The sequence below is a fragment of the Jiella avicenniae genome, from assembly GCF_021390325.1.
In the GTDB taxonomy this organism is placed as follows: Bacteria; Pseudomonadota; Alphaproteobacteria; order Rhizobiales; family Rhizobiaceae; genus Jiella; species Jiella avicenniae.
This window is the reverse complement of sequence record NZ_JAJUWU010000025.1, coordinates 90,929-114,405: the sequence shown is the minus strand read 5'-3', so window position 1 is coordinate 114,405 and position 23,477 is coordinate 90,929. Positions and strand designations below refer to the sequence as shown.

Here is a 23,477-nt window from a genome sequence, read left to right as displayed (position 1 = left end):
CAACATCATCCGAAGCGCAAACGATAAACACTCCCTCAAATCACGACGAAAACTTGCTGGATGGTCACCGAATTACATCGCAGAACTGCTCCAACAAAGCCTATAAAAATTTGGATTCGGAGCCCTGGTTTCCAGAAAGGCACGCCGCGTTCGAGCGCGCCTCTTCCTGAGGGTGCGGGCGGCGGACGCTGGGCGGGCGAGGTGATGAAGCCCCCGGCCGCCCGGCGTTGCTGGCCGGTCATTCCATGTTGGTGTGATTGTTTCGCATCGTTTCCGGGGAGACGGCCATCAGGTCGCGCAGCTTCAGCACCATCACCTCGAAGAGGACGAACAGCGCGCCCTCGTAGAGCGAGCCCATCGGCAGGACGGAGGTCGCCGCGCCGCCCTGGTCGTTCGCCATCGTCTGGGCGGGGACCGTCAGCACGAAGTCGGCGAGTTCGGCGCAGCGTCCCTCCGGCTGCGCGGTGACGAACAGGATCTTCGCGCCGGCTTGCCGCGCCACGTCCATCAGGGCGAGGGCGGTGGAGATGTAGCCCGGCCCGACGGAGACGACGAAGAGGTCGCCGGCTTCAAGGGCCGGCATCGTCATGTCGCCGACGACGCCGACATCGGCGCCGAGATGAAAGAGCCGCATGGCGAAGCCCTTGATCTGCAGACCCTCGCGCCCTCCGGCATAGGTGCCGATGCGCCGCGCCGCGGCGATCATCCGGCAGGCCTCGTCGACCGCCGCGTCGTCGATGCCGTCCATGACCGTGCCGAGTTCGGCGAGTGCCGTGCGGTAAAGATCGCTCATGATTCGATGTCCCCTGATCCTGAAGTCGGCCGCTCAGACGATGCCGCCGCCGGAGCCCTTGCTGGCGGGCCGTTCGGCCGCGACCCTGGCGCGATAGCCGCTCGCCCGGTAGGCGGCGATCGGATCGATCGCGCCGCCATCGCGGCGCCTCGCCTCGGCGAGGATCGGCGTGACGTCGGTGCGGAAAGCCCGCTTGAGGCATTCCGAGGCCATGATCGCGTCGTTTGCGTCCTGATGGCCGCGCAGCGCCTCGCGATCGACGAGCAGCGCCTGGGCATGGGCGCGGCGAATCTCGCCCGCCGAGCGGATGAGGCTTTCGATCGGGTCGGTGACGTTGTGGGACTGGTCGATCATGTGCGCCGGGTGGAGCCGTTCCAGCGCCTCGCCCGCCTCGACCAGCTCGTTGAAGACGAGGAACAGGCGGAACGGATCGACCGAGCCGGCGTCGAGGTCGTCGTCGCCGTATTTCGCGTCGTTGAAGTGGAAACCGCCGAGCTTCTTCGCGAAGATCAGCCGCGAGACGATCTGCTCGATGTTGACGTTGGGCGCATGGTGGCCGAGGTCGACGAGGCAGAAGGCCTTGTCTCCAAGTTCCCGGGCGATCAGCAGGTTGGTGCCCCAGTCCTGCACGACGGTCGAATAGAAGGCCGGTTCGTACATCTTGTGCTCGGTGAAGAGCCGCCAGTCCTCCGGCAGGCCGGCATAGATCGCCTTCGCCGAATCGAGGTAGCGCTCGAAGCCGCGGGAGAGGTCCGCCTGGCCGGGAAAGTTCGAGCCGTCGCCGATCCAGACGGTGATCGCCTTCGAGCCGATGGCGCGGCCGAATTCGACCACGTCGAGATTGTGCTCCACCGCCTGGGCGCGCACCGCCGGGTCGGCATGGCTGAGCGAGCCGAACTTGTAGGAGAGCGGCTGCTTCGGGTCGTCCGGATGATCCTGGAAGGTGTTGGAATTCATCGCGTCGAAGGACAGGCCGAGGCTCGCCGCCTTCTCCTTGAGCGCCGCCGGATCGGTGCGGTCCCAGGGAATGTGCAGCGAAACGGCCGGCGTCGCCCGTCCGAGCTGTTGGATCACGCCGCAGTCGTCGAGCTTTTCCATGATGCCGCGCGGCTCGCCCTGGCCGGGGAAGCGGGCAAAGCGCGTGCCCCCCGTGCCGACGCCCCAGGAGGGCACAGCCACGGTGAAGCCGCGGACCTTGTCCACGATCGCGTCGATCGCGATGCCCCGGCGGTCGAGGTGCTCGCCGAGCGCCGCGTAATCGGCGTCGAGACCGGCGCCGAGCCGGCTGTTGTCCGCCTCCACGACGGCGCGGTCGATGGGCTTTTCGCTCATGGCCGTCTCCTCCCAGATTGGCCCGGTGACGTTACGGTGCGCGGCAGGCTCAGCGCGTGAAAGACTGAGCGTTGCCAGCGTCGACGTTCAGAATGTTGCCGGTCGACTTTTCCGAAAGGTCGGAGGCGAAGAAGTAGACGCCTTCCGCGATGTCCTCCGGGAAGACCGAGCGCTTGAGCAGCGAGCGGTTGCGGTAATGCTCCTCGAGCTGGTCGACTTCGAGCCTGGAGGAGGCCGCGCGCTGTTCGCGCCATTCGCCGGACCAGATCTTCGAGCCGCGCAGCACCGCGTCCGGATTGACGACGTTGACGCGGATCGCAGCTTCCGCGCCCTCCAGAGCCAGGCAGCGCGCGAGATGGATCTCTGCCGCCTTGGCGGCGCAATAGGCCGACGCTCCCGGCGAGGCGGCAAGGCCGTTCTTGGAGGCGACGAAGACGACGTTGCCGCCCAGCTTCTGGCGGCGGAACAGGCGGAACGCCTCTCGCGAGACGAGGAAATAGCCGGTGCCGAGGATCGACATGTTGCGGTCCCAGACCGCGAGTTCGGTCGCCTCGATCGGGGCGGCCGAGGCGATGCCGGCATTCGAGACGAGAATGTCGAGACCGCCGAATTCCGTCGCCGCATCCGCGAACCCCTGCGCCACCGCTGCCTCGTCGGTCACATCGAAGCGGCAGTCGCGCACCTGGTCGGCGCCGAAGCGCTTTGCCAGCTCGGCCTTGGCGGCATTGAGCGCGTCCGCATCGATATCGGCGAGAACGACGCAGGCGCCTTCGCCCATCAAACGCTCGGCCGTCGCCTTGCCGATGCCGCCGGCGCCGCCCGTGACGAGCGCCACCCGGCCCGCGAGGCTCTTCGGCTTCGGCATGCGCTGGAGCTTGGCCTCTTCGAGCAGCCAGTATTCGATGTCGAAGGCCTCCTGCTCGGGCAGGCCGCGATAGGTGCCGACGGCCTCGGCGCCGCGCATGACGTTGATGGCGTTGACGTAGAATTCGCCGGCGATCCGCGCCGTCGCCTTGTCCTTGGCGAAGGTGATCATGCCGACGCCGGGCACCAGATAGACCACCGGGTTCGGGTCGCGCATCGCCGGGCTGTCGTCATGCCGGCAGCTCTCGTAGTAGCGGGCGTAGTCGGCGCGGTAGGCGGCGATCGCCTCGTCGAGTCCGCCGATCAGGGCGTCGACGTCGCCGGCCTTCGGATCGAAATCGAGCACCAGCGGCCGGATCTTGGTGCGCAGGAAATGGTCGGGGCAGGAGGTGCCGAGCGGGGCGAGCTTTTCGAGGTCGTTCGAGCCGACGAAGGCGAGGACGGCGTCGCCGTCGTCGAAATGGCCGATCTTGCGCTCGTCTCTGCCGATGCGGGCGCGGATCTCGGGCATCAGCTTTGCCGCGATCGACCGCCGGGCGGCGGCGTCGAGAGGCTCGACCCGTATGCCGCCGAAGGGTGCGGCGCCGGCGGTCTTTTCGTCAAGGAAGGCGATGGCGGTGTTGATGATCCGCAGCGTCGTCTCGTAGCACTCGCGCGCCGTCGCGCCCCAGGTGAAGAGCCCGTGGCTTTCGAGGACGACGCCCTTGGCGTCCGGGTTCTCGCGGGCGAAGGCGGAAAGGTCGAGGCCGAGCTGGAAGCCCGGCCGGCGCCAGGGCAGCCAGCCGATCTCCTCGCCCCAGATCTGCCGCGTCACCTCCCGGCTGTCGTCGCTCGCGGCGATCGCGATCACCGCGTCCGGGTGCATGTGGTCGACATGGGTGTAGGGCAGATAGGCGTGCAGTGGCGTGTCGATCGATGCGGCGCGCGGATTGAGGGCGAAGGTGCAGTGCGGCAGATAGCCGACCATCTCGTCTTCGTGTTCGGCGCCGCGATAGAGGCTCTTCAGGGCTTCGAGCTTGTCCTGATAGAGCGTCGCGAAGCCGTCGCGCTTCATCGTGCCGACGTCGCCGCCGGAGCCCTTGACCCAGAGCACCGTCACGTCCTGCCCGGTCAGCGGATCCTTCTCGGTCACCTTAGCCGAGGTGTTGCCGCCGCCGTAATTGGTGATCCGCTTGTCGGCGCCGAGAAGGTTCGAGCGGTAGAGCAGCCGCCCCGGCACGTCGAGCGTCGCTGCATGGGCGTCGTCCCACAGCGAGGGGAGGAGAGTGGAACCGCTGGTTTTCGGACCTGTCGGCATGATCGACCTCGTTTCGGCTTCGTCGGGTGCCGGACCACGCCGAAATCACGGGCTGTGCGCGTCCGGACGATAATCCAGGCCTTGCGTGGCGGCGCACCGGAAGGTCTGCGGCCGCAGGCTGGTTCGGGTCGCAGCATTGGCCAAAATCGCGCGAGCGTCAATCAAAACGATCATGACTAGTCATGTTGCACTGCAATATGATTGAATTTGATCGAAGATGATTGACAACCGACACGTCGTCCATCAGCATCCATGGCCGGGAGAAACTTCAACGATGCACGAACGCGAGAGACAGAGGATCATCCTCTCCGTGGTTCAGGCCCGCTCGGTCGCCACCGTGCAGGAGCTGTCGCGGTTGACCGAGGCGTCGGAGGCGACGACCCGCCGAGACATCGCGGCGCTCGCCCTGCAGAAGAAGGTCAAGCGGGTGCGCGGCGGCGCCGAGGCGTTGAAATCCCCGCCTTTCGGGGAGATTTCCAGCCCTCCCTTCGAGACCGCCCGGACGATCAACGAAATGCCGAAGCGGGCCATCGCCCGCGAGGCGGCAAAGCTCTGCGAGGACGGCGACGCCATCATCCTCAACGGTGGCACGACGACCTTCCAGATGGTCCATCACGTCGCCGGGGCACGGCTGCAGATCCTGACCAACTCCTTCTCGATCGCCAACCACCTGATCGATCATTCCGAATGCACGGTGATGCTGCCGGCGGGCGCGATCTACCGGGACCAGGCGCTGATCCTGTCTCCCTTCGAGACCGACGGCATCGCGCATTTTCGGGCGCGGCGGATGTTCATGGGCGCGCAGGGCGTCTCGCAGTACGGCATCGCCGAAACCGATCCGCTCGTCATCCAGTCGGAGCAGCGGCTGATGCGCCAGGCGGACGAACTCGTCCTTCTCGCCGATTCTTCGAAGTTCCACCGTCCGTCGAGCATGATCATCGCGCCGCTCGAACGGGCCGACGTTCTCATCACCGACGAGGGGATTTCCGACAAGGACGCGGCGATGGTCGAGGCGGCCGGTGTGCGCCTGCTGGTGGCCGAGTTTTCGCAGGAAGGGAGCGAGCGCGATGTCGCGTGACGGGACGCTGCCGGGCCGCGAGACGGCGGAGGCCTTCGAGCGCATCGGCTTCCGCATGCGTCTGCAGGCGGGAATGGCCGAGGAGTATCGCCGGCGCCACGACGCGATCTGGCCGGAGCTCGTCGATCTCCTGCGCAAGGCCGGCATTCGCGACTATGCGATCTTCCTCGATCCCGAGACGAACGCACTCTTCGCCACCCTGGAGCGGCGTCGCGACCACGCGATGGACGATCTGCCGGATCATCCCGTGATGCGCCGCTGGTGGGCGATGATGGCCGACATCATGGAGGTGAAGGCCGACGACGAGCCGGTTTCGCTGCCCCTTCGACCGATGTTCCGGATGGGTTGACGCAATGGGAGGCGCAATCCGCAACGTCGCCGTCGTCGACATCGGCAAGACCAACGCCAAGGTCGTCGTCTACGATCTCGACCGGCAATGCGAAGTCGCGGCGCTGACGACGCCGAACCGCGTTCTCGACGACGGACCTTATCCGCATTTCGACACCGACGCCCTCTGGGAGTTCGTCCTCGCCTCCCTTGCAAATCTGTCGCGTCAGCAGCCGGTCGATGCCATCTCCGTCACCACCCACGGCGCATCGATCGCCCTCGTCGAGGGGGACGATCTGGCGCTGCCGGTGATGGACTACGAATTTCCCCTCGATCCCGAGACGCTGGCGGACTACCGAGCCGTCCGCCCGGATTTTGTCGAGACGCAGTCGCCGGCCTTGCCGGGCGGGCTGAACGTCGGGGCGCAACTCTTCCATCTGGAGCGGCATTTCCCGGACCGCTTCGCCGCGGCGTCGATCCTCACCTACCCGCAGTTCTGGGCGTGGAAGCTCTGCGGCGAAGAGGCCTGCGAGGTCACCCAGCTCGGCGCCCACACCGATCTGTGGTGCCCGGCCGAACGCCGCTTCTCCTCCCTCGTCGAGGGGCAGGGGTGGCGGGCGAAGTTCGCGCCGCTGCGCTCGGCCTTCGATCGGCTCGGCGACCTGAAGCCGGCGATCCGGGCGGCGATGCCGGGGGAGAACCCCATTCCGGTCTTTTGCGGCATCCATGATTCCAACGCCTCGCTGCTGCCGCATCTCATCGGGCGGCAGGGCGCGTTCACGGTCGTTTCGACCGGCACCTGGGCGATCGTCTTCGCCGTCGGGGGCAAAGCGGGTGCGCTCGACCCGGCCCGCGACACGCTGGCGAACGTCGACGCCTTCGCCCGGCCCGTGCCGTCGGCACGCTTCATGGCCGGCCGCGAATTTTCGGCGATGGCCGGCGAGGCGCTGGGCGCCGCCGACCATGCGAGCGCCGAAGCCGTCATCGCCAGGGACATCATGGCCCTGCCGAGCTTCGCCCGCGGGACCGGGCCCTTCGCCGAGCGCGCGGGCGAATGGACGGTCGATCCCGCCGGTTTGACGCAATCCGAACGCACCGCCGCCGCGAGCCTTGCCATCGCGCTGACGACCTCGGTCTGCCTCGACCTCGTTGGCGCCGAGGGGCCGATCATCGTCGAGGGGCCGTTCGGCCGCAACGCCGTCTATTGCGATGCGCTCGCCATGCTGACGGGACGGCCGGTGGAGGCGAAGCCGGGACTGTCGGGCACCTCGGCCGGCGCCGCGCTTTTGGCGCGCGGAAAGGATGCCCAGGCTCCGTCGCGGTCCGGCGGGGTGGGGCTCGAAGGAGCGACGGCGTCGCCCCGGCGGCCGATCCGGGGTCTTGCGGCCTATGCGGAAAGCTGGCGGCGCCGCGTGGCGGAACACGAGAGCCGCAAAATGCCGGAACCATCGGGGGGAGCGAGCGGGTGACAGCCAATCTGGGGGGAGCATCGGGCGCCGGAGAGCGCCGGATGGGGCGGCCATGACGCCGATCCTCGAACTGAAGAACATCTCCAAGGCCTTCGGGCCGGTGAAGGTGCTGACCGGCGTCGATTTCGACCTTCGTCCGGGCGAGGTCCACGCCTTGATGGGCGAGAACGGCGCCGGCAAGTCGACGATGATCCGCATCGCCGCCGGCGATCATCGTGCCGAAGAGGGCGAGATCCGTCTCGACGGCGAGGTGCGCCGCTTCGCCGGCCCGCGCGAGGCGCAGGCCGAGGGCATCATCGTCGTCCATCAGGAACTGCTCCTGTTTCCGGCCTTGAGCGTCGCCGAAAACGTCTTTCTCGGCCACCAGCCGAAGACCGCCGCCGGCCTCGTCGACTGGGGTCGCATGCGCCGCGAGGCCCGCGACCTGCTCGACCGGCTCGACTGCCCCAATCTCGACGTCGACCAGAAGGTTTCGCGGCTGTCCGTCGCCGATCGCCAGCGGGTCGAGATCGCCAGAGCCCTGTCGCGCAACGCCCGCGTGCTGATCATGGACGAACCGACGGCGGCGCTCGCCGAAGCCGACGTGAGGCGGCTTCTGGAAGTGATCCGCCGGCTGCGCAGCGAGGGCGTCGCGATCGTCTACGTCTCCCACCGGATGAACGAGATCTTCGAGATCGCCGATCGGGTCACCGTCTTGCGCGACGGCGTGTCGGTCGGCACGCGGCCGATCGGCGAGGTGACCGAAGCCTCGCTCGTCTCGATGATGGTCGGCCGCGACATCCACCAGCTGTTTCCCAAGGAGGACGTCCCCCGCGGCGAGACGCGGCTGGAGCTGCGCGGCGTGTCGCTTGCCGGCGTCGTCGAGGACATCTCCTTCGATCTCCACGCCGGCGAGATCCTCGGCATCGCCGGCCTCGTCGGCTCGGGCCGCACCGAACTCGCCCAGACGATCTTCGGCGTGACGCCGGCGACGTCGGGCGAAATTCTCGTCGACGGCAAGCCGCGGAAGATCGGCTCGGTGCGCGAGGCGATCGACGCCGGCATCGCCTACGTTCCCGAGGATCGCGGCCTGCACGGCCTCGTCCGCGCGCAGCCCCTGCGCGAGAACGTCTCCATGGCGATCCTCGACCGGCTGACGCGATATTCGGTCGTCGACACGGGCCGCGAGCAGAACCTCGCGAGCGACGCGATCGAACGGTTCTCGATCCGGGCGCGGGATGCGCGTCAACGGGTCGGCCAGCTCTCCGGCGGCAACCAGCAGAAGGTGGTGCTGGCGAAATGGCTCGCCACCGATCCGAAGATCCTCATCCTCGACGAGCCGACCCGCGGCATCGACATCGGCGCCAAGACCGAAATCCACCGCCTGATGGGCGAACTCGCCAAGAAGGGCCTTGCCATCCTGATGATCTCCTCAGAACTGCCCGAGGTGCTCGGGATGAGCGACCGGGTCCTCGTCATGCGGGAGGGGCGGCTGTCGGCGATCGTCGACCGCAAGGACGCCACGCCCGACGCCGTCGGCGCGGCGATGATGCAGGGGCGGCGCGAGCCGGCCCGGGCGGGAGCCGCCCGATGAGCCGGCGCATCACCCACGCCCTCGGCTCGCTCGGCCAGGAGATTCTCCTCGTCGTCGTCATCCTGGCGCTCTTCGCCTTCGTCGGAACCTACAATCCGCGCTTTCTGTCGGAGAACAACCTCACCTCGATCTTCGTCGGCAACGCCTATATCGCGGTCGCCGCCATCGGCATGTCGCTGGTCATCATCTCCGGCAACATCGACGTGTCGATCGGCGCCCTGATCGGCGTCCTCGCGGTCATCTCCGGCCTGCTGGTCACCAACGGCTATCCGATCTGGCTGGCCTGGCTCGCCCCGCTCGTCCTCGGCGCGGCGATCAACGCGCTCGTCGGCTGCCTCATCGCCTATGCCAGGGTGCCGTCGATCATCGCCACGCTCGCCATGTTGTCGATCCTCTCCGGCGGGCTGATCACCTTCACCGGCGGCCAGTGGATCAGCGGCCTGCCGGCCGGCTACCAGCTCGCCCAGTTCCGGCTTCTCAACGTGCCTTCGCCGGTCTGGTTCATGATCGGCATGACCGTCCTCGCCGGCTTTCTCATGCGCTACACGACCTTCGGCCGCGCGGTCTACGCGGTCGGCAGCAATCCGGAAGCGGCGCGGGCGAGCGGCATCTCCTACAAGGCGACGGTGGTGAAGGTCTTCGCCATCCACGGCGCCATCGGCGGCATCGCCGCGGTGCTCTTCGCCACCCAGCTCCAGGTCATCCAGTCGACGGTCCCGGTCGGTCTCGAACTCGTCATCATCACCGCTTCGGTGGTCGGCGGCGTATCGATCCTCGGCGGCGTCGGCACGGTGTTCGGCTCGACGCTGGCGGCCATCCTGTTTGCGGCGATCGGCTCGTCGCTGATCTTCCTCAACGTCTCGGCCTACTGGCTGCGGGCGGTGCAGGGCATCCTGATCCTCGCGACGGTGCTGGCCGACATGGCGCGCCGCAGGCGAACGGGCTGAGGGGAGGGACCGCAGATGACGTCCATGACACGCATCCTGATCCGCCACGAGGCCATTCTCGGCATTCTCTTCGTCGTCGTCCTCTTCGCCATGGCCTCGCAGAACGACCGCTTCCTGACGACGGCGAACCTCCTCAACCAGGCCCGGCTGATGACCGAGGTCGGGCTGATCGCCATTCCGATGACCTTCGTCATCGTCACCGGCGGCATTGATCTCTCGGTCGGCTCGATCCTCGGCCTCTGCGCCATTCTCCTCGGCGTCTTCTGGCAGAATCTCGGCCTGCCGCTGCCGGCGGCGATCGGCCTGTCGCTGGCCGCGGGCACGGCGGCGGGCTTTGCCAACGGCCTCATCGTCACCCGGTTTCGCGTACCGCCGCTGATCGCCACTCTGGCGACGCTGGCGCTCTATCGCGGGCTGGCGGAGGGCATCAGCCAGGCGCGCTCGGTGCGCGGCTATCCGGACTGGTTCGCCGTGCTCGGGCGGGGCGATTTCCTCGGCATTCCGACCCAGCTCTGGCTGTTCGCCCTCGTGGCGGTGCTCGGCATTTTCATCCTGCGCTTCACCACCTTCGGGCGGACCACCTACGCCATCGGCAACAACGAGGCGGCGGCGGAATTCTCCGGCCTGCCGGTCGAGCGGACGAAGCTCGTCATCTACACCGCTTCCGGCTTCATCTCGGCGCTGGCGGCGATCGTCTTCGTCTCGCGGGTGTCGACCACCCGCTCGGACATGGGCAGCGGCATCGAACTCGAAGTGATCACCGCCGTCGTCCTCGGCGGCACCTCGATCTTCGGCGGCCGCGGCATGGTGATCGGCACCTTGATCGGGCTCTGCCTGATGCAGATCCTGCAGAACGGCCTGTCGCTTTCGGGCGTGCGCGGCGACGGCACCACCGTCGTCATCGGCGCGGTCCTGATCGTCGCCGTTCTGATCAGCAATCTTCTCAGCCGCTTTTCCAGCGACTGAGAATTGGGAGGGGCGCCATGACGGCGCCAAATCAAGAGGAGGAATTGTCATGAAGAAACTTCTGACGGCGCTGATCGGCGCCAGCCTGCTGTCCACGCCGGCCTTCGCCCAGTCGGCCTGGACCGGCGGCGACGACCAGCCGACCAATCCGCTCGCCTGCACCGGCGAGTCGCCGGCGCCCGAGCCGGGCGAATACAACGGCGGCACGCCGACGAATGCGCCCGATCGCAACGGCAAGGATCTGAAGGTCGTCGACATCCCGAAGCTCGTCGGCGTCGGCTATTTCGCCAGCACCGCGTCCGGCATGCAGGAAGCGGCCAAGGAACTCGGCAACATCACCGTCAATACGGACGGGCCGACCCGGGCCAATATCGACGAGCAGATCACCTTCGTCGACAACTACATCACCTCCGGCGTCGACGGCATCCTGTTCGCCGCCAACGACCCGGTGGCGATCGCGCCGGTGCTGAAGAAGGCGCTCGACGCCGGCATCAACGTCGTCGGCTACGACGCCGACGCCGAGGCGGACGCCCGCCAGTGGTTCGTCAACCAGGCGCTGCCGAACGGCGTCGCCAAATCGATGATGGACCAGCTCGCCTCCGAGATCGGCGAGGAGGGCAGCTTCGCCATCGTCACCTCGACCTTCACCACGCCCAACCAGGCGCGGTGGATTTCCGAGATGCAGGCCTATACCGAGAAGTGTCATCCCAATTTGAAGTTCCTCGAAACCGTCGAGGCGCAGGAAGACAACATCCTGTCCTTCAACCAGGCCCAGACGCTGATCAACAAATATGGCGACGACCTGAAGGGCATTCTCGGCATGACGAGCGTCGCGACGCCCGCCGCCGCCGAGGCGGTCCAGCAGAACGGCCTCTGCGGCAAGGTCTCGGTGGTCGGCCTGGCGCTGCCCAACGCCATGAAGCCCTACATTAACTCCGACTGCATCCAGTCGACGATCCTCTGGAACACCGTCGATCTCGGCTATGCGGCGGTCGAGGTGATGCGGCAGGTGGCGGACGGCACGCTGAAGCCCGGCGACAAGACGGTGAAGGCCGGCCGCCTCGGCGAACTGCCGATCGTCAACCAGAGCCAGGTGCTCTTGGGGCAGCCGAAGGTGTTCACCAAGGCCGACATCAACGACTTCGACTTCTGAGGTTGAGCGAGGGCGGCGGGTTTTTTGCCCGCCGCCGCTTCGTCGGGGCCGGGATGGTGGCACGCGGTCTTGAAGCTCTCGTTATAAGCCCTGTCCGACGCTCCCCTGGATTCTCGGCACGGGGCCGAGAATGACGACTGGAGGGGCGATCGCGACTTTTTTTGGCGTCACCGAGGTTGCCGCAGACGGTCCAGGACGAGCGCCGCCATCGACGCTTCGTCATTCTCGGGCCCCGTCCCGAGAATCCAGGACAGCCTCCACTTCGGGTGCAAATTCGGACGGGCTAGACTAACCTTACAGCAGCTGTGACTGGCTTGTACGCCGCCGACCTCGACCGCGGGCTCACCGCACCGTATAGCCCCCATCCGCCATCAGCGTTGCGCCGTTGACGATCCCCGCCTCCGCCGAGGCGAGATAAACCGCTGCCGCCGCGATCTCGGATGGGCGCGCGAAGCGGCCGACGGGAATGTCGCGCCTGGCCTTTTCGCCCTTTTCGCCGGACCAGCCTACGAGCGCCATCGGCGTTTCGACGACGGTCGGGGCGATGGCGTTGGCGGTGATGCCGTAGCGGGCCCATTCGATCGCCATCACCTTTGTCAGGTTGATCAGCGCCGCTTTGCTGGCGCCATAGGCCGCATGCTCCTCGATGGCGATGACGCCGGCCTGGGACGAGACGTTGACGATCCGCCCGCGGCCGGAGGCCTTGAGGAAGGGGAGGGCGGCGGCGGCCATCAGCCAGGGTGCGCGGACGTTGATCCGCATGGTGCGATCCCAGGCGTCGATCTCGGGGCTTTCGGCCGGAAAGACGATGCCGAGACCGGCATTGTTGACGAGGATGTCGATGCCGGTCTCGCGGCCGATGGCCTCGACCTTGGCCGCGATCGACGCCGGGTCTTCCAGATCGACGACGGCGTGGCGATGCTGAGGCCCGAGGCGCGCCGCGAGCGCCGAAGCATCGGCGATGTCGACGAGAACGAGCCGCGCGCCGGCCTGGGCAAAGCTTTCCGCCATGGCGACGCCGATGCCGCCGGCGGCGCCGGTGATCAGGGCCGTCAGACCCGACAGATCGCTCATGCTTTCTCCTCCCGAACTTTCCCGTGAAACGCCCCGGCGGCAACCTTCCGCGGGCGTCGGCGCGCCCGCCTTCCGTCAGATGTCGAAATTGGTCGGCAGGACGACCATGTCGCGGATGGTGACGTTGCGCGAGCGCGTCAGCATGTAGACGACCGCGTCCGACACCTCGGTCGGCTCGATCAGGCTGCCGCTGTCCTTCGCCGCCTGCAGCCGGTCGGCGGGCCAGTCGGCGAGGAGGGCGGAGACGACCGGACCGGGCGAGACCTGGCCGACGCGGATGCCGTGCTTGTTGAGCTGCCGGCGCATGGTCTGGACGAAGCAGGTGATCGCCCATTTCGAGCCGGAATAGACCGGCTCCCACTGGATCGGCATGTGGCCGGCGACCGAGCAGGTGACGACGATGTCGCCGGTCTTGCGCTCGATCATGTGGGGGATGACGTCGCGCACGTTCTTCATCACGGCATTGACGTTGAGATTGAGCATCCGGTCGATGGTCGCCGTTTCGGTATCGGTCAGATCGCCGCCGATATAGGTGCCGGCATTGCAGTGGAGGATGTCGATCCGGCCGGCCTTTGAAAGGATCTCCGGCACCATGGCCGCGCAGCTATCCGCGTCGAGGAGATCGGTCACCTGGGCGATCGCCCTGTCGCCGAGACGCTCGACGATCTTCTGGAGCGCCGCCTCGTCGCGGTCGACCATCACGACGCTCGCCCCTTGGGCGATCAGCGCCTCAGTGGTGGCGAGGCCGATGCCGGACGCGGCGCCGGTGACCGCGGCGACCTTGCCGTTCAGGGATTCTGCCATGCTGTTCTTCCTTCGATAATCTGTCCGATCGCGCGTCTCAGACGCTCATGAACCCGCCTTCGACCGGCAGGACCGCGCCGGTCACCATCGCCGAATCCGCCGACAGCAGCATCGCGATCATCGACGCGACGTCCTCGACCTCGGCGAAGCGACCGATGGGCGTGCGTGCCATCATCGGCCCGCTCTTTTCCGGGTCGCTCCAGGCGGCTGCGGCGAGTTCGGTCAAAGTGATGCCGGGCGCGACGGCGTTGACGCGGATGCCGTGGGGACCGAGTTCCTTGGCGAGAACGCGGGTCGCGCCTTCGAGACCGGCCTTGGAGGCGGCGTAGCAGAGGTGGTTGGCAAAGCCGCGATGGCCGGCGAGCGAGGTGACGTTGACGATCGCCCCGCCGCCGCCCGCCGCAATGCGCGCCCGGGCGAATTCCTGCGCACAGATCAGCGCTGCCTTGAGGTTGATGCCGAGGACGGTCTCGTAGCCTTCTTCGGTGAAGTCCAGCGTGCTTTCGAGGACGTTGGTGCCGGCGCAGTTGACGAGGTGGTCGGCGATGCCGGCCTCCTGCATGGTGGCGCGGGCGACCTTCGGGTCGAGAAGATCGGCCTTGATGGTCCGGCAGCCCGTCTCGGCGGCGAGGCTCGCAAGGTCCGAATCGGTGCGGGCGATGGCGACGACCTTCGCGCCACGCTCGCTCAGGAACTTCGCGGTGGCCCGGCCGATTCCCTTGCCGGCGCCGGTGATGATGACGGTCTCACCGTCGAAGCTGTGCGGCATGTCTCGCTCTCCCAATTGTGGCATTCGTGTCGCGCCCTGCCGGCTGCGGCTGTTCTCCGTCCCGAACCCGACGCCTTTGCCGGATCGTCTCTCACGGCGCAGCGCGTTGCGTCGCGGCGATGAAGGCGTCGAGCTCGTCCCTCGTGCCGGCGCCTTCCATCGGGCCGCGGACCGTGACGTTGCGGGCGCCGGCCGCGCAGGCGTAGGTGAGGGCTTCCTCGATCCCGGAGCCGAGCCGCCGGCAGGCGACGTATGCGCCGCCGAAGCAGTCGCCGGCGCCGGTCGGATCGACCTCGGTGACGGCGAAGGCGGCAACGTGCAGCGGCTCGGCATCGGCGGTGAAGACGCTGGCGCCCCGGGCGCCCTCCTTCAGCGCGATTTCCGGAATGCCCATCGCCAGAAGCTTTTCGATCGCCGCCTCGCGCCCCGGAACGCCCGCCGCCCGTTCGAGCTCCTCGCCGGACGGCAGCAGGAGATCGGCCATGGCGACGAGTTCCGAAAAGCGCCGCTCGGTCTCGGCGTCGTATCGCAGCTCCTTGCGAAGGTTCGGATCGAAGGACAGCGTCCCGCCACGCTCCTTGACGATCTCGACGGCGCGGTCGATGACCGCGACCGCGCTCGGCATCGATAGGGCCGAGCCCATGACGTGGAGGTGCCCGGCCTTCGCCACCAGCGTAGCGACGGCTTCGCTCCAGCCGAAGCGGGCCGCCGCGGAGGTGGCGATGTTGTAGACGAAGTCGCGCGAGCCGTCCGCCCGGTAGCGCACGAAGGCGCTGCCGGTCGGATAATCCGGAACGACGGCGATCGCCGAGACGTCGGCGCCGTCGCGGGCGAGACGGTCGACGTTCAGCCGGCCGAAATCATCCGCGCCGACGGCACCGACGATCGCCGCCGAGCCCCCGATCCGGGCGCACTGGTCGGTGAAGATCGCCGGAGCGCCGCTCGGATAGGGGCCGACGAGATCGAGCGGCTGGCGAAAGCCTTCGCCGATCGAGGTCGCCATGATCTCGACGAGGATCTCGCCGACGGTGACCGTCGGGCCGAGATGGTCGGGGGCCAGCGCCATGGGTCAGCCGGCCGCGTTGATCTGGCGCGCCATCGCCGCCTCGCGCCATTTCTCTTCGATGAAGGTCTTGGCGTGGGCGGCGAGCTGGTCGTTGTCGGTCCAGGTGTCGCGCCAGATGCCGCAGGCGACCGACAGCGCCTCGTCGACGATCGCGCCGGAGAAGCTCTCGAAGGTGATGTCGCGGACGTAGTCGATGTCGGCCAGCGCCCGGAAGGAGGCCGAGAAGTCGATCGTCCCGGTGCCGAGGAAGCCGCGGTAGTTCTCGCCGATGTGGAAGTAGCCGAGCTTGTCGCCGGCCAGCCGGATCGCCGCGGCGGGATCGGCCTCCTCGATGTTCATGTGGAAGGTGTCGAGATGCAGGCGCACGTCGTCGCGCCCGGTGTCGGCGATGAATTTCAGCCCCTGCGCGGTGGTGTTGAGGAGGTTCGATTCGAACCGGTTGACGATTTCGAGGACGATCTCGACGCCGCAGCCCTTGGCGATGTCGGCCGTCGCCGCGATGGTCTCGGCGCTGTTCATCCAGCCGTCGCGGCTCGGCATCGAATCGTATTTGCCGTGCTTGGAAAAGATGATGCCGCCGAGCCGGATGCCGCCGACGTCGCGCACCGTCTTGACCACGTCGGACAGCAGCGCCCGGCCCCTGGCGACGATGTCCGAATCCTCGCTGGAGACGTCGCAATCGGCCGGCAGGCCCATCGTCACGACGATGTCGAGGTCGAGCGAGCGGGCCTTCTTCGCCAGCCGGTCGAGGTCGTAGCGGCCGGGAAAGAGATAGGCGATCTCGACCATCCGGTAGCCGTGCTCGGCGGACTTTTCGAGCGCCCTCTCGAGGCCCTCCTGGGACTTGCCGTCGGTCCAGACGAAGGTGTGAATGCCAAGACGTCGCATGAAGTGATCCTCCCCATTGTTCCAGTGTCGCGGTCGCCCTGCGGCGAGGCGCGTTCGAAGGTGTCAGCCGGCTCGCTGCTCGGCCGTCAGCGTTGCCGTTTTACGCCCTTCCGAGGGTTCGACGAGAAGTTCGGCCGTAACGTCATCGGTGATCAGCGTGTCGATGAGACCGCGACGCGCGGCGGCGCGGATGATCTCGACCTTGTGCGGTCCGGCCGCGGCCAGGATCTTTTCGGGCGTTCTCTCGACGACGTCGAGATCGACGCCGATCGTGCGCCTGTCGAGCGGGTGGTCGATCGTGCGACCCTCCTCGTCGAGAAACCGGCCGAGCACGTCGCCGATCGCGCCCGCCTCCGTGATGGCGGCCGGCGAGAACTCTTCCGGCAGCCCATTGGCGACGAGATAGGACCTCGGCGAGATGTCGCTCGCGGTCAGGATGGCCGCGTCGAGCGCTTCGAACTTGGCGAAATGGTCGGCGAAGATCTCCTGGGAGAGGAAGAGGTCGCGGTCGACTCCCTCCGACAGGAAGATCGGCGCCGCCAGCAGGGAATAGCTCGCACCGAGCTGTGCCGCGAAGCCCGAGGCGATGCTGAATGAATTGAACGACGCGCCCTGCATCGTGCCGCCCAGCATCGAGACGATCTCGACGTCCGGATTGGCGAGCTGCGGCAGCTTCTGGATCCCCGCCTCGAGCGTCATTCCCCAGGACACGCCGATCTTCCGCCAGGCCTTGGTGCGCAACCGCTCGGTGACGACGGCCGCCAGCGCCGCGCCGACGGAGCCGTGATAGTCGTAGGCGTCGCGGCGGGCCGGGGCGGCGATGACGCGCTCGATGCCGAGCTGCCGGCGCAGCCTGTCCTGCAGCTCGACCCGAGCGACGAAGGGCGATTCGATCCGGACCTTCACCATGCCGAGCGACTTCGCCCGCTGGATCGCCTGGTTCACGCGCAGCCGGGTGGTGTCCAGAAACTTCGCGATCTCGCCCTGGGTCATGCCGTTGACGTAATAGTGCCAGCAGACTTCGGTCGCGAACGCGTCGCTCTCGTCCTGTCCCTCCCGTACCATCCAAGCCTCGTCAGCATCCGTCACGGAGGCAAAGCTATGGCACGGATTACAAATGGAAGACAACGCATACATCTGTAAAAAATCACTTGCATCATGGAGCATACATTTGCATCCTCCCCTCGGAGGCATCGCGGCGCGCCGTCGAGGTCAAGTCGCTGCGGCCCCGCGACCGAACGGGAGGAAGTCTATGAAGTTTGCCTACAAGCTCAGCGCATCCGCCATCGCCCTGGCGATGATGACGGGCATGTCCTTCGCGCAGGACATCGAGATCAAAAATGCGGAATGGTGGCAGGAGGCCGGCAAGAAGTTCGACGGCACCACCCTGCGCGGCGTCACCGAATCCACGCCCGCCTCGAACTACATCGCCGACGTCCTCGCCCCGAAATTCGAGGAGCTCACCGGCATCGACGTGCAGATCGAAACCACGTCCTGGGACCAGATGTACGACAAGGCCATCAAGGACATGGAAGCCAAGACCGGCATCTATGACATGGTCTATATCGAGCAGGACATCGTCTACGCCTATCTCTCCCGCAACTTCCTGGTCGACATCACCAAGTCCCTGAACGAAAAGGCCGAGCTGAAGGCGCCGGAATATTCCGAGGACAATTTCACCACCTTCGCCGAGAACTTCCGCGGATCCGACGGCGATCTCTACGGCGTTCCGATGGAGGCCTTCATCAAGGTCTATCTCTACCGGACCGATCTCTTCGACGATCCGAAGATCCAGGCCGCGTTCAAGGAGAAGACCGGCAAGGACCTGAAGCCCGCCAAGACCCACGCCGAATACACCGAGATCGCCCAGTTCTTCACCGACTACGGCAAGGAGAACGGCATGGATCTGTGGGGCACGACGGCCCAGGCCCATACCGGCCATCCGGCGTCGTGGTACGAGTATTTCGAGTCCGTCGCGCCGACCTTCGGCGTCTACGACTGGGGCATAGACGCGAACGACAATTACGCCGCGACCGTCGAGAATGGCGGTACGATGAACTCGCCCGAGGCCAAGGAAGCGCTGAAGTGGTGGCTGTCGATGCGCGACATCGCCCCGCCGGAATCGGTGCAGTCGACCTGGACCGAGGTGGCGACCACCTTCGCTGCCGGCCGTGCCGCGCAGGGCCTCGTCTACGGCGAGAACGCGGCCTGGATCGCCACGGACGAGTCGAAGTCGCGCGTCGTCGGCGAAGTCGGCGTGGCGCTGCCGCCGCTGGAGCCCGGGGTCATGGAAGAGGCCGAGAGCGGCAAGGGCTATATCGGCTACTATGACGGCGGCGCCTTCGGCCTGCCGGTGACCTCCAAGAGCAAGGATGCCGCGCTGCTGTTCATGCAGTTCATGGCCCTGCCGGAGATCCAGGAGGACTGGGCGGCCGCCGGCTCGCGCATCACCCTGACCTCGACCTACGACACCCCGAAGGTGAAGGAAGTCGACAAGGAGCTGGGCGGCTACTACTCGATGCTCCGCGATGACGGCAAGCTGTTCAAGGGTGCGCCGGAATATCCCTTCCACCGGCAGGTGATCGAAGCCACCGCGCCGACCTTCTACGAGATCCTGACGGGTTCGATCGGTCCGGACGAAGGTCTCGACATGATGGCGCAGAAGGCCGAGGAAGAACTCAAGAACCTCGGCTACCGCAAGTGAGATCCCCCGCGATCCGGCGATAGCGACGACTGCGGGCCGCCCTTTTCAGGCGCGGCCCGCGCTTTACCCCTTCGGCGGATCGGCCCACGATCGCTCCATCGGCATGCCGGCAGCGCGCCGGCCGCAGATCCTGCGACGCCACGCGACCGGGGGCGACGATCGGCCGTCTCGCTCAAAGCGAAGTGGGCTCTTCTGCGAAAACGACGCGTCTCGACGAAAGATGGCTCGATGCAATCCAACAGGTTAGGCTGGATCCTCCTCGCTCCGACGCTGGTGATCCTGTTCTTCTTCGGCGTCGTGCCGTTCTTCTACGTGCTGTGGCTGTCCTTCCACCAGTGGAACCCGTTCGCGCTCGACCCGGCGGTGGTCTATAACGGCGCCGACAACTTCCGCGCCCTGGTGTTCGACAACGGCTTCCTGGCCTCGCTCGGCGTCACCATCGCCTTCGTCTTCTTCGCCGTCCTGACGGAGCTGATCGTCGGCTACCTTCTCGCCCAGGCCTTCATGAAGGAGTTTCCGGGCAAGGCGGTGTTCCGCACGATCCACACGCTGCCCCTGATCATGGCGCCGATCATCGTCGGTTCGATCTGGAAGCTGATGACGACGCCCTCGATCGGAATCATCCCGTCGCTGCTCGCGAGCTGGTTCGGCTTCGACCTCAACATCGGCACCAGCGCCGTCGCCGCCTTCACCGTGACCGTGATCATGGACGTCTGGCACTGGACGCCGCTGGTGACGCTGACGCTGATCGCCGCCCTCGTCTCGCTGCCGGCCGATCCCTTCGAACAGGCGCAGATCGACGGCGCCAACAAGCGGCAGATCTTCTGGCACATCACCTTGCCGATGATCGCGCCGGCGCTGCTCGCCACCGTCTTCATCCGGCTGATGGACGCGCTGCGCACGGTCGACGAGGTGCTGATGCTGACGGGCGGCGGGCCGGGCTCGGCCACCCGCTATCTCGGCGTCCACATCTTCAAGGAAGTCTTCCCGAAGACGAATTACGGCTACGGCTCGGCGGTTTCGATCATCGTCCTTTACCTGACGATCGTCGCCTGCTGGCTGCTCTACGTCGCGCTGATCGCGCCGCGCAACAAGAAGGCCTGATGCGATGAAACGTCAGAGAACCTGGCTGTACCTGCTGTTCTGGGTCGTCGTCAGCTTCCTCACCCTGTTCCCGATCTACTGGCTCTTCGTCATTTCGGTGAAGCCGGCGGTCGAACTGTTCTCGACGCCCGAGGTGATCCTCTCCTCGGTCTACTGGAAGAACTATGTCGACGTGATCAACGACGAGACGCTGCGCGGCTACATGATGAATTCGCTGGTCATCTCGACCGGCAATGCCGTCCTCGTCACGGTGCTCGGCTTTCTCGCCTGCTATGCGCTCTCCCGCTTCGATCTCGGCGGCAAGGAGTCGATCTTCTTCTGGACGATCACCAACCGCATGGCGCCGCCGGCGGTGTTCCTGCTGCCGCTCTTCCTTCTCCTCACCCAGGTCTACAAGTTCGGCGACTTCACGCTGCTCGACACCAAGATCGGCATGATCCTCGTCTACTGCACCTTCAACCTGCCCTTTGCCATCTGGACGCTGCGACCGACCATCGACGGCATTCCGAAGGAGCTCGACGAGGCGGCCTTCGTCGACGGGGCGAGCGCCTGGACGGTGATCACCGAGATCGTCCTGCCGTTGGCGCGCCCCGGCCTCGCGGTGACGCTGATCCTCACCTGGGTCTTTGCCTGGAACGAGTATCTGCTGGCGGCGACGCTGACCAACTTCAACGCCCGCACCCTGACGACCGGCCTGTCGGAATACGTCACCACGACCGGCACCGAATGGGGCGTGATGGCGGCGATCTCGATGTTCACCCTGGTCCCCGCGCTGATCGTCTTCAGCCTGGTCCAGCGCCACATCGTCGCCGGCCTGACCTTCGGCGCCGTGAAAGGATGACGCGATGACCCGCACCGAGCCACAGGACGTCGAGACCCCGATCAATCTCTACGAGGAGCAGGAGGAGGGCCGGCAATCGCCCTTCGACCGCAAGGCGCGCGACGGCTTCCTGCCGATCCAGACGAACTGGTTCGACAGGGTCTTCATCTCCGTCATCATCTGGGTGGCGCTGTCGTTGTTCTGGCTCCGCTTCATGGAGCCGGCGGGGCTGCCGCTCACGATCTCCAACGTCGTCGCCGTCCTCGTCGGCGTCTACATCGTCTGGAAAGGCTGAATTCCCATGAAATCGCTGGTCCTCGAGCGCAAGGACGAACTGTCGCTGCGCGACTTCCCGATCGACAAGGACGAGGCGGTGCTCGGCCCGCGCGACGTGCGGATCAAGCTCCATACCGTCGGCATCTGCGGTTCGGACGTCCACTATTACACCCACGGCCGCATCGGGCCCTTCGTCGTGAAGGAGCCGATGATCCTCGGCCACGAGGCCTCCGGCACGGTGATCGAGACCGGCTCCGACGTCACCACCCTCGCGGTGGGCGACCGGGTCTGCATGGAGCCGGGCATTCCCGATCCGAACTCCAAGGCGACGCGGCTCGGCATGTACAATGTCGATCCGGCCGTGCGCTTCTGGGCGACGCCGCCGGTTCACGGCATTCTGAGGCCGACCTGCGTCCACCCGGAAGCCTTCACCTTCAAGCTGCCGGACAATGTGAGCTTCGCCGAGGCGGCGATGGTCGAGCCGCTGGCTGTCGGCGTCCATGCGGCCACCAAGGCGAAGATCAAGCCCGGTGACGTCGCCGTCGTCATGGGGGCGGGGCCGATCGGACTCGTCACGGCGCTCTCGGCTCTCGCCGGCGGCTGCGCGCGGGTCTACGTCACCGATCTCGCCGAAAAGAAGCTCGAAATCGCCGAAAGCCTCAGCCCGGCGATCGTCGGCGTCGACGCCTCGAAGGACAGCGTCGTCGACCGGGTCAGGGCCGATACCGACGGCTGGGGCTGCGACGTCGTCTTCGAGGCGACGGGCTCGCCGAAGGCGGCCGCGCAGGTGTTCGAGCCGCTGGCGCCGGGCGGCTGCGTGGTGATGATCGGCGGCCAGTCCGAGCCGATTGCCTACGATGCCGGCGCGGCGATGATCCGCGAGGCGCGGGTCGAGAACATCTTCCGCTATGCCCACGTCTTCCCGCGCTGCGTCGCCATGCTCTCGTCGGGCACCATCAACGTCAAGCCGCTGATCACCAGGACCTTCGACTTCGACGAGAGCGTCAGGGCGTTCGAGATCGCCGCCTCGGCTCCGGCCGGGGACGTGAAGATGCAGATCGAACTGCCGCAGTGAGGGGACGTTGAAGTGGCTGGCGTAAACATCGACGACGTATACAAGCGGTACGGCTCGGTTCAGGTCATGCACGGGGTGTCGATCGACATTGAGGATGGCGAGTTCGTCGTCCTGGTCGGGCCGTCGGGCTGCGGCAAGTCGACCCTCCTGCGGATGCTCGCCGGCCTCGAGCCGATCAGCGACGGGACGATCAAGATCGGCGAGAAGGTCGTCAACGAGGTGCTGCCGAAGGACCGCGACATCGCCATGGTGTTCCAGTCCTACGCGCTCTATCCGCACAAGACGGTGGCGCAGAACATCGGCTTTCCCCTGAAGATGGCGAAACGTCCGAAGGCCGAGATCGACGAGAAGGTCGGCCGGGCGGCCGAGATCCTCGACCTGACCAAATATCTCGATCGCTATCCCAAGGCCCTGTCCGGCGGCCAGCGCCAGCGCGTCGCCATGGGCCGGGCGATCGTCCGCGACCCCAAAGTGTTCCTGTTCGACGAGCCGCTGTCGAACCTCGACGCCAAGCTGCGCGTCTCCATGCGCATGGAGATCAAGGAACTCCACCAGCGCCTGAAAACCACCATCGTCTACGTCACCCACGACCAGATCGAGGCCATGACCATGGCCGACAAGATCGTCGTCATGCGCGACGGCCGGGTCGAGCAGATCGGCGCGCCGCTCGATCTCTACGACAACCCGCAGAACGTCTTCGTCGCCGGCTTCATCGGCTCGCCCTCGATGAATTTCGTCAAGGGGCGGATCGACGGTGCGAACGGCACCCGCCAGTTCGTCTCCGAAGGCGGCCTGGTCCTGCCGCTGCCGGCGCAAGCGAGCGTCGCCGTCGGCCAGGAGGTGATCTACGGCATCCGCCCCGAGCACATTTCCATCGGCGAGGGCGGCGTCGCGATGGACGTCGTGGTGATCGAGCCGACCGGATCGGAAACCCAGGTCTTCGCGCGATCCGGCACCGATCTCATCGACGCTGTGGTCAAGGACCGGATCGCGGCGCGGCCGGGCGAAAAGATCGGCTTCCACATCGATCTGAGCCGGGTCCATCTCTTCGACGGAAAGACGCAGCAGCGCCTTTGAGCCAGCCGAGATGTTCCGGCG

22 protein-coding genes are annotated in these 23,477 nt (G+C 66.5%); 13 read left to right on the top strand and 9 right to left on the bottom strand.

Features of this window, described 5'->3' with window-relative positions; all coding sequences use genetic code 11:
* Positions 1-238: 238 nt before the first annotated feature.
* Genes LZD57_RS21490 through LZD57_RS21480 form a run of 3 tightly spaced genes read right to left on the bottom strand, consistent with a single transcriptional unit; the run spans position 239 to position 4,286 of the window.
* Positions 239-793, bottom strand: a complete 555-nt coding sequence (locus tag LZD57_RS21490) for an SIS domain-containing protein (RefSeq protein ID WP_233721633.1) — start codon at positions 791-793, stop codon at positions 239-241.
* 33 nt (positions 794-826) lie between these two features.
* The gene (gene rhaI / locus LZD57_RS21485) at positions 827-2,125 is read right to left on the bottom strand and encodes an L-rhamnose catabolism isomerase (protein WP_233721632.1); all 1,299 of its coding nucleotides are present in this window, start codon (positions 2,123-2,125) and stop codon (positions 827-829) included.
* 49 nt (positions 2,126-2,174) lie between these two features.
* Positions 2,175-4,286, bottom strand: coding sequence for a bifunctional rhamnulose-1-phosphate aldolase/short-chain dehydrogenase (locus tag LZD57_RS21480; protein ID WP_233721631.1), 2,112 nt, complete (start codon positions 4,284-4,286; stop codon positions 2,175-2,177).
* Positions 4,287-4,560: 274 nt separating this feature from the next.
* On the opposite strand from LZD57_RS21480, the gene LZD57_RS21475 reads away from it, so the two are divergent.
* From LZD57_RS21475 to LZD57_RS21445, 7 genes are read left to right on the top strand one after another with little or no spacing between them, the layout of a single operon-like run.
* Positions 4,561-5,364, top strand: coding sequence for a DeoR/GlpR family DNA-binding transcription regulator (locus LZD57_RS21475; RefSeq protein ID WP_233721630.1), 804 nt, complete (start codon positions 4,561-4,563; stop codon positions 5,362-5,364).
* The gene (locus tag LZD57_RS21470; protein WP_233721629.1) at positions 5,354-5,713 is read left to right on the top strand and encodes an L-rhamnose mutarotase; all 360 of its coding nucleotides are present in this window, start codon (positions 5,354-5,356) and stop codon (positions 5,711-5,713) included. The genes LZD57_RS21475 and LZD57_RS21470 overlap by 11 nt, the downstream gene beginning before the upstream one ends.
* A gap of 4 nt (positions 5,714-5,717) precedes the next feature.
* On the top strand, positions 5,718-7,160 hold the full coding sequence (locus LZD57_RS21465; protein WP_233721628.1) for an FGGY-family carbohydrate kinase: 1,443 nt from the start codon (positions 5,718-5,720) through the stop codon (positions 7,158-7,160).
* Positions 7,161-7,212: 52 nt separating this feature from the next.
* On the top strand, positions 7,213-8,733 hold the full coding sequence (locus LZD57_RS21460) for a sugar ABC transporter ATP-binding protein (RefSeq protein ID WP_233721627.1): 1,521 nt from the start codon (positions 7,213-7,215) through the stop codon (positions 8,731-8,733).
* Complete coding sequence (locus tag LZD57_RS21455; RefSeq protein ID WP_233721626.1) at positions 8,730-9,680, top strand: ABC transporter permease; 951 nt, start codon at positions 8,730-8,732, stop codon at positions 9,678-9,680. Before LZD57_RS21460 ends, LZD57_RS21455 begins: the two co-directional genes overlap by 4 nt.
* 15 nt (positions 9,681-9,695) lie before the next feature.
* Positions 9,696-10,646 (top strand): ABC transporter permease, encoded by a 951-nt coding sequence (locus LZD57_RS21450; RefSeq protein ID WP_233721625.1) that lies wholly within the window; start codon positions 9,696-9,698, stop codon positions 10,644-10,646.
* Positions 10,647-10,695: 49 nt separating this feature from the next.
* The gene (locus LZD57_RS21445) at positions 10,696-11,799 is read left to right on the top strand and encodes an autoinducer 2 ABC transporter substrate-binding protein (RefSeq protein WP_233721624.1); all 1,104 of its coding nucleotides are present in this window, start codon (positions 10,696-10,698) and stop codon (positions 11,797-11,799) included.
* Positions 11,800-12,141: 342 nt separating this feature from the next.
* Here the strand turns inward: LZD57_RS21445 and LZD57_RS21440 are convergent, their stop codons facing one another.
* The 6 genes from LZD57_RS21440 to LZD57_RS21415 form a co-directional block, all read right to left on the bottom strand.
* Positions 12,142-12,873: an SDR family oxidoreductase gene (locus tag LZD57_RS21440; RefSeq protein WP_233721623.1), complete on the bottom strand. Its 732-nt coding sequence runs from the start codon at positions 12,871-12,873 to the stop codon at positions 12,142-12,144.
* Positions 12,874-12,948: 75 nt separating this feature from the next.
* Positions 12,949-13,677, bottom strand: a complete 729-nt coding sequence (locus LZD57_RS21435; RefSeq protein ID WP_233721622.1) for an SDR family oxidoreductase — start codon at positions 13,675-13,677, stop codon at positions 12,949-12,951.
* 37 nt (positions 13,678-13,714) lie between these two features.
* Positions 13,715-14,446: an SDR family oxidoreductase gene (locus LZD57_RS21430; RefSeq protein WP_233721621.1), complete on the bottom strand. Its 732-nt coding sequence runs from the start codon at positions 14,444-14,446 to the stop codon at positions 13,715-13,717.
* A 91-nt stretch (positions 14,447-14,537) separates the two neighbouring features.
* Positions 14,538-15,512 carry a tagatose kinase gene (locus LZD57_RS21425; RefSeq protein WP_233721620.1) on the bottom strand — a complete coding sequence of 325 codons (975 nt, stop codon included), beginning with the start codon at positions 15,510-15,512 and terminating at the stop codon, positions 14,538-14,540.
* A 3-nt stretch (positions 15,513-15,515) separates the two neighbouring features.
* The gene (locus tag LZD57_RS21420; protein WP_233721619.1) at positions 15,516-16,400 is read right to left on the bottom strand and encodes a sugar phosphate isomerase/epimerase family protein; all 885 of its coding nucleotides are present in this window, start codon (positions 16,398-16,400) and stop codon (positions 15,516-15,518) included.
* A gap of 63 nt (positions 16,401-16,463) precedes the next feature.
* The gene (locus LZD57_RS21415) at positions 16,464-17,465 is read right to left on the bottom strand and encodes a sugar-binding transcriptional regulator (protein WP_233721618.1); all 1,002 of its coding nucleotides are present in this window, start codon (positions 17,463-17,465) and stop codon (positions 16,464-16,466) included.
* 187 nt (positions 17,466-17,652) lie between these two features.
* Between LZD57_RS21415 and LZD57_RS21410 the strand changes: the two genes are divergently transcribed.
* From LZD57_RS21410 to LZD57_RS21385, 6 genes are all read left to right on the top strand, one after another.
* Positions 17,653-19,104 carry an extracellular solute-binding protein gene (locus tag LZD57_RS21410; protein ID WP_233721617.1) on the top strand — a complete coding sequence of 484 codons (1,452 nt, stop codon included), beginning with the start codon at positions 17,653-17,655 and terminating at the stop codon, positions 19,102-19,104.
* Positions 19,105-19,332: 228 nt separating this feature from the next.
* Positions 19,333-20,208 carry a carbohydrate ABC transporter permease gene (locus LZD57_RS21405; protein WP_233721616.1) on the top strand — a complete coding sequence of 292 codons (876 nt, stop codon included), beginning with the start codon at positions 19,333-19,335 and terminating at the stop codon, positions 20,206-20,208.
* A gap of 4 nt (positions 20,209-20,212) precedes the next feature.
* A complete protein-coding gene (locus LZD57_RS21400) occupies positions 20,213-21,049 on the top strand; it encodes a carbohydrate ABC transporter permease (RefSeq protein ID WP_233721615.1) in 837 nt (278 codons plus the stop codon).
* Between the two features lie 4 nt (positions 21,050-21,053).
* Positions 21,054-21,323 carry a DUF2160 family membrane protein gene (locus tag LZD57_RS21395; protein ID WP_255700091.1) on the top strand — a complete coding sequence of 90 codons (270 nt, stop codon included), beginning with the start codon at positions 21,054-21,056 and terminating at the stop codon, positions 21,321-21,323.
* 6 nt (positions 21,324-21,329) lie between these two features.
* Positions 21,330-22,379, top strand: a complete 1,050-nt coding sequence (locus tag LZD57_RS21390; RefSeq protein WP_233721614.1) for an NAD(P)-dependent alcohol dehydrogenase — start codon at positions 21,330-21,332, stop codon at positions 22,377-22,379.
* 12 nt (positions 22,380-22,391) lie between these two features.
* Positions 22,392-23,456 (top strand): ABC transporter ATP-binding protein, encoded by a 1,065-nt coding sequence (locus LZD57_RS21385; RefSeq protein WP_338034728.1) that lies wholly within the window; start codon positions 22,392-22,394, stop codon positions 23,454-23,456.
* The last annotated feature ends 21 nt before the right edge of the window (positions 23,457-23,477 follow it).

What these genes read in the sequence shown, in the direction of transcription:
- LZD57_RS21490 (WP_233721633.1), bottom strand. Translation starts at nt 793, where the DNA reads ATGAGCGATCTTTACCGCACGGCACTCGCCGAACTCGGCACGGTCATG.
- rhaI (WP_233721632.1), bottom strand. Translation starts at nt 2,125, where the DNA reads ATGAGCGAAAAGCCCATCGACCGCGCCGTCGTGGAGGCGGACAACAGC.
- LZD57_RS21480 (WP_233721631.1), bottom strand. Translation starts at nt 4,286, where the DNA reads ATGCCGACAGGTCCGAAAACCAGCGGTTCCACTCTCCTCCCCTCGCTG.
- LZD57_RS21475 (WP_233721630.1), top strand. Translation starts at nt 4,561, where the DNA reads ATGCACGAACGCGAGAGACAGAGGATCATCCTCTCCGTGGTTCAGGCC.
- LZD57_RS21470 (WP_233721629.1), top strand. Translation starts at nt 5,354, where the DNA reads ATGTCGCGTGACGGGACGCTGCCGGGCCGCGAGACGGCGGAGGCCTTC.
- LZD57_RS21465 (WP_233721628.1), top strand. Translation starts at nt 5,718, where the DNA reads ATGGGAGGCGCAATCCGCAACGTCGCCGTCGTCGACATCGGCAAGACC.
- LZD57_RS21460 (WP_233721627.1), top strand. Translation starts at nt 7,213, where the DNA reads ATGACGCCGATCCTCGAACTGAAGAACATCTCCAAGGCCTTCGGGCCG.
- LZD57_RS21455 (WP_233721626.1), top strand. Translation starts at nt 8,730, where the DNA reads ATGAGCCGGCGCATCACCCACGCCCTCGGCTCGCTCGGCCAGGAGATT.
- LZD57_RS21450 (WP_233721625.1), top strand. Translation starts at nt 9,696, where the DNA reads ATGACGTCCATGACACGCATCCTGATCCGCCACGAGGCCATTCTCGGC.
- LZD57_RS21445 (WP_233721624.1), top strand. Translation starts at nt 10,696, where the DNA reads ATGAAGAAACTTCTGACGGCGCTGATCGGCGCCAGCCTGCTGTCCACG.
- LZD57_RS21440 (WP_233721623.1), bottom strand. Translation starts at nt 12,873, where the DNA reads ATGAGCGATCTGTCGGGTCTGACGGCCCTGATCACCGGCGCCGCCGGC.
- LZD57_RS21435 (WP_233721622.1), bottom strand. Translation starts at nt 13,677, where the DNA reads ATGGCAGAATCCCTGAACGGCAAGGTCGCCGCGGTCACCGGCGCCGCG.
- LZD57_RS21430 (WP_233721621.1), bottom strand. Translation starts at nt 14,446, where the DNA reads ATGCCGCACAGCTTCGACGGTGAGACCGTCATCATCACCGGCGCCGGC.
- LZD57_RS21425 (WP_233721620.1), bottom strand. Translation starts at nt 15,512, where the DNA reads ATGGCGCTGGCCCCCGACCATCTCGGCCCGACGGTCACCGTCGGCGAG.
- LZD57_RS21420 (WP_233721619.1), bottom strand. Translation starts at nt 16,400, where the DNA reads ATGCGACGTCTTGGCATTCACACCTTCGTCTGGACCGACGGCAAGTCC.
- LZD57_RS21415 (WP_233721618.1), bottom strand. Translation starts at nt 17,465, where the DNA reads ATGGTACGGGAGGGACAGGACGAGAGCGACGCGTTCGCGACCGAAGTC.
- LZD57_RS21410 (WP_233721617.1), top strand. Translation starts at nt 17,653, where the DNA reads ATGAAGTTTGCCTACAAGCTCAGCGCATCCGCCATCGCCCTGGCGATG.
- LZD57_RS21405 (WP_233721616.1), top strand. Translation starts at nt 19,333, where the DNA reads ATGCAATCCAACAGGTTAGGCTGGATCCTCCTCGCTCCGACGCTGGTG.
- LZD57_RS21400 (WP_233721615.1), top strand. Translation starts at nt 20,213, where the DNA reads ATGAAACGTCAGAGAACCTGGCTGTACCTGCTGTTCTGGGTCGTCGTC.
- LZD57_RS21395 (WP_255700091.1), top strand. Translation starts at nt 21,054, where the DNA reads ATGACCCGCACCGAGCCACAGGACGTCGAGACCCCGATCAATCTCTAC.
- LZD57_RS21390 (WP_233721614.1), top strand. Translation starts at nt 21,330, where the DNA reads ATGAAATCGCTGGTCCTCGAGCGCAAGGACGAACTGTCGCTGCGCGAC.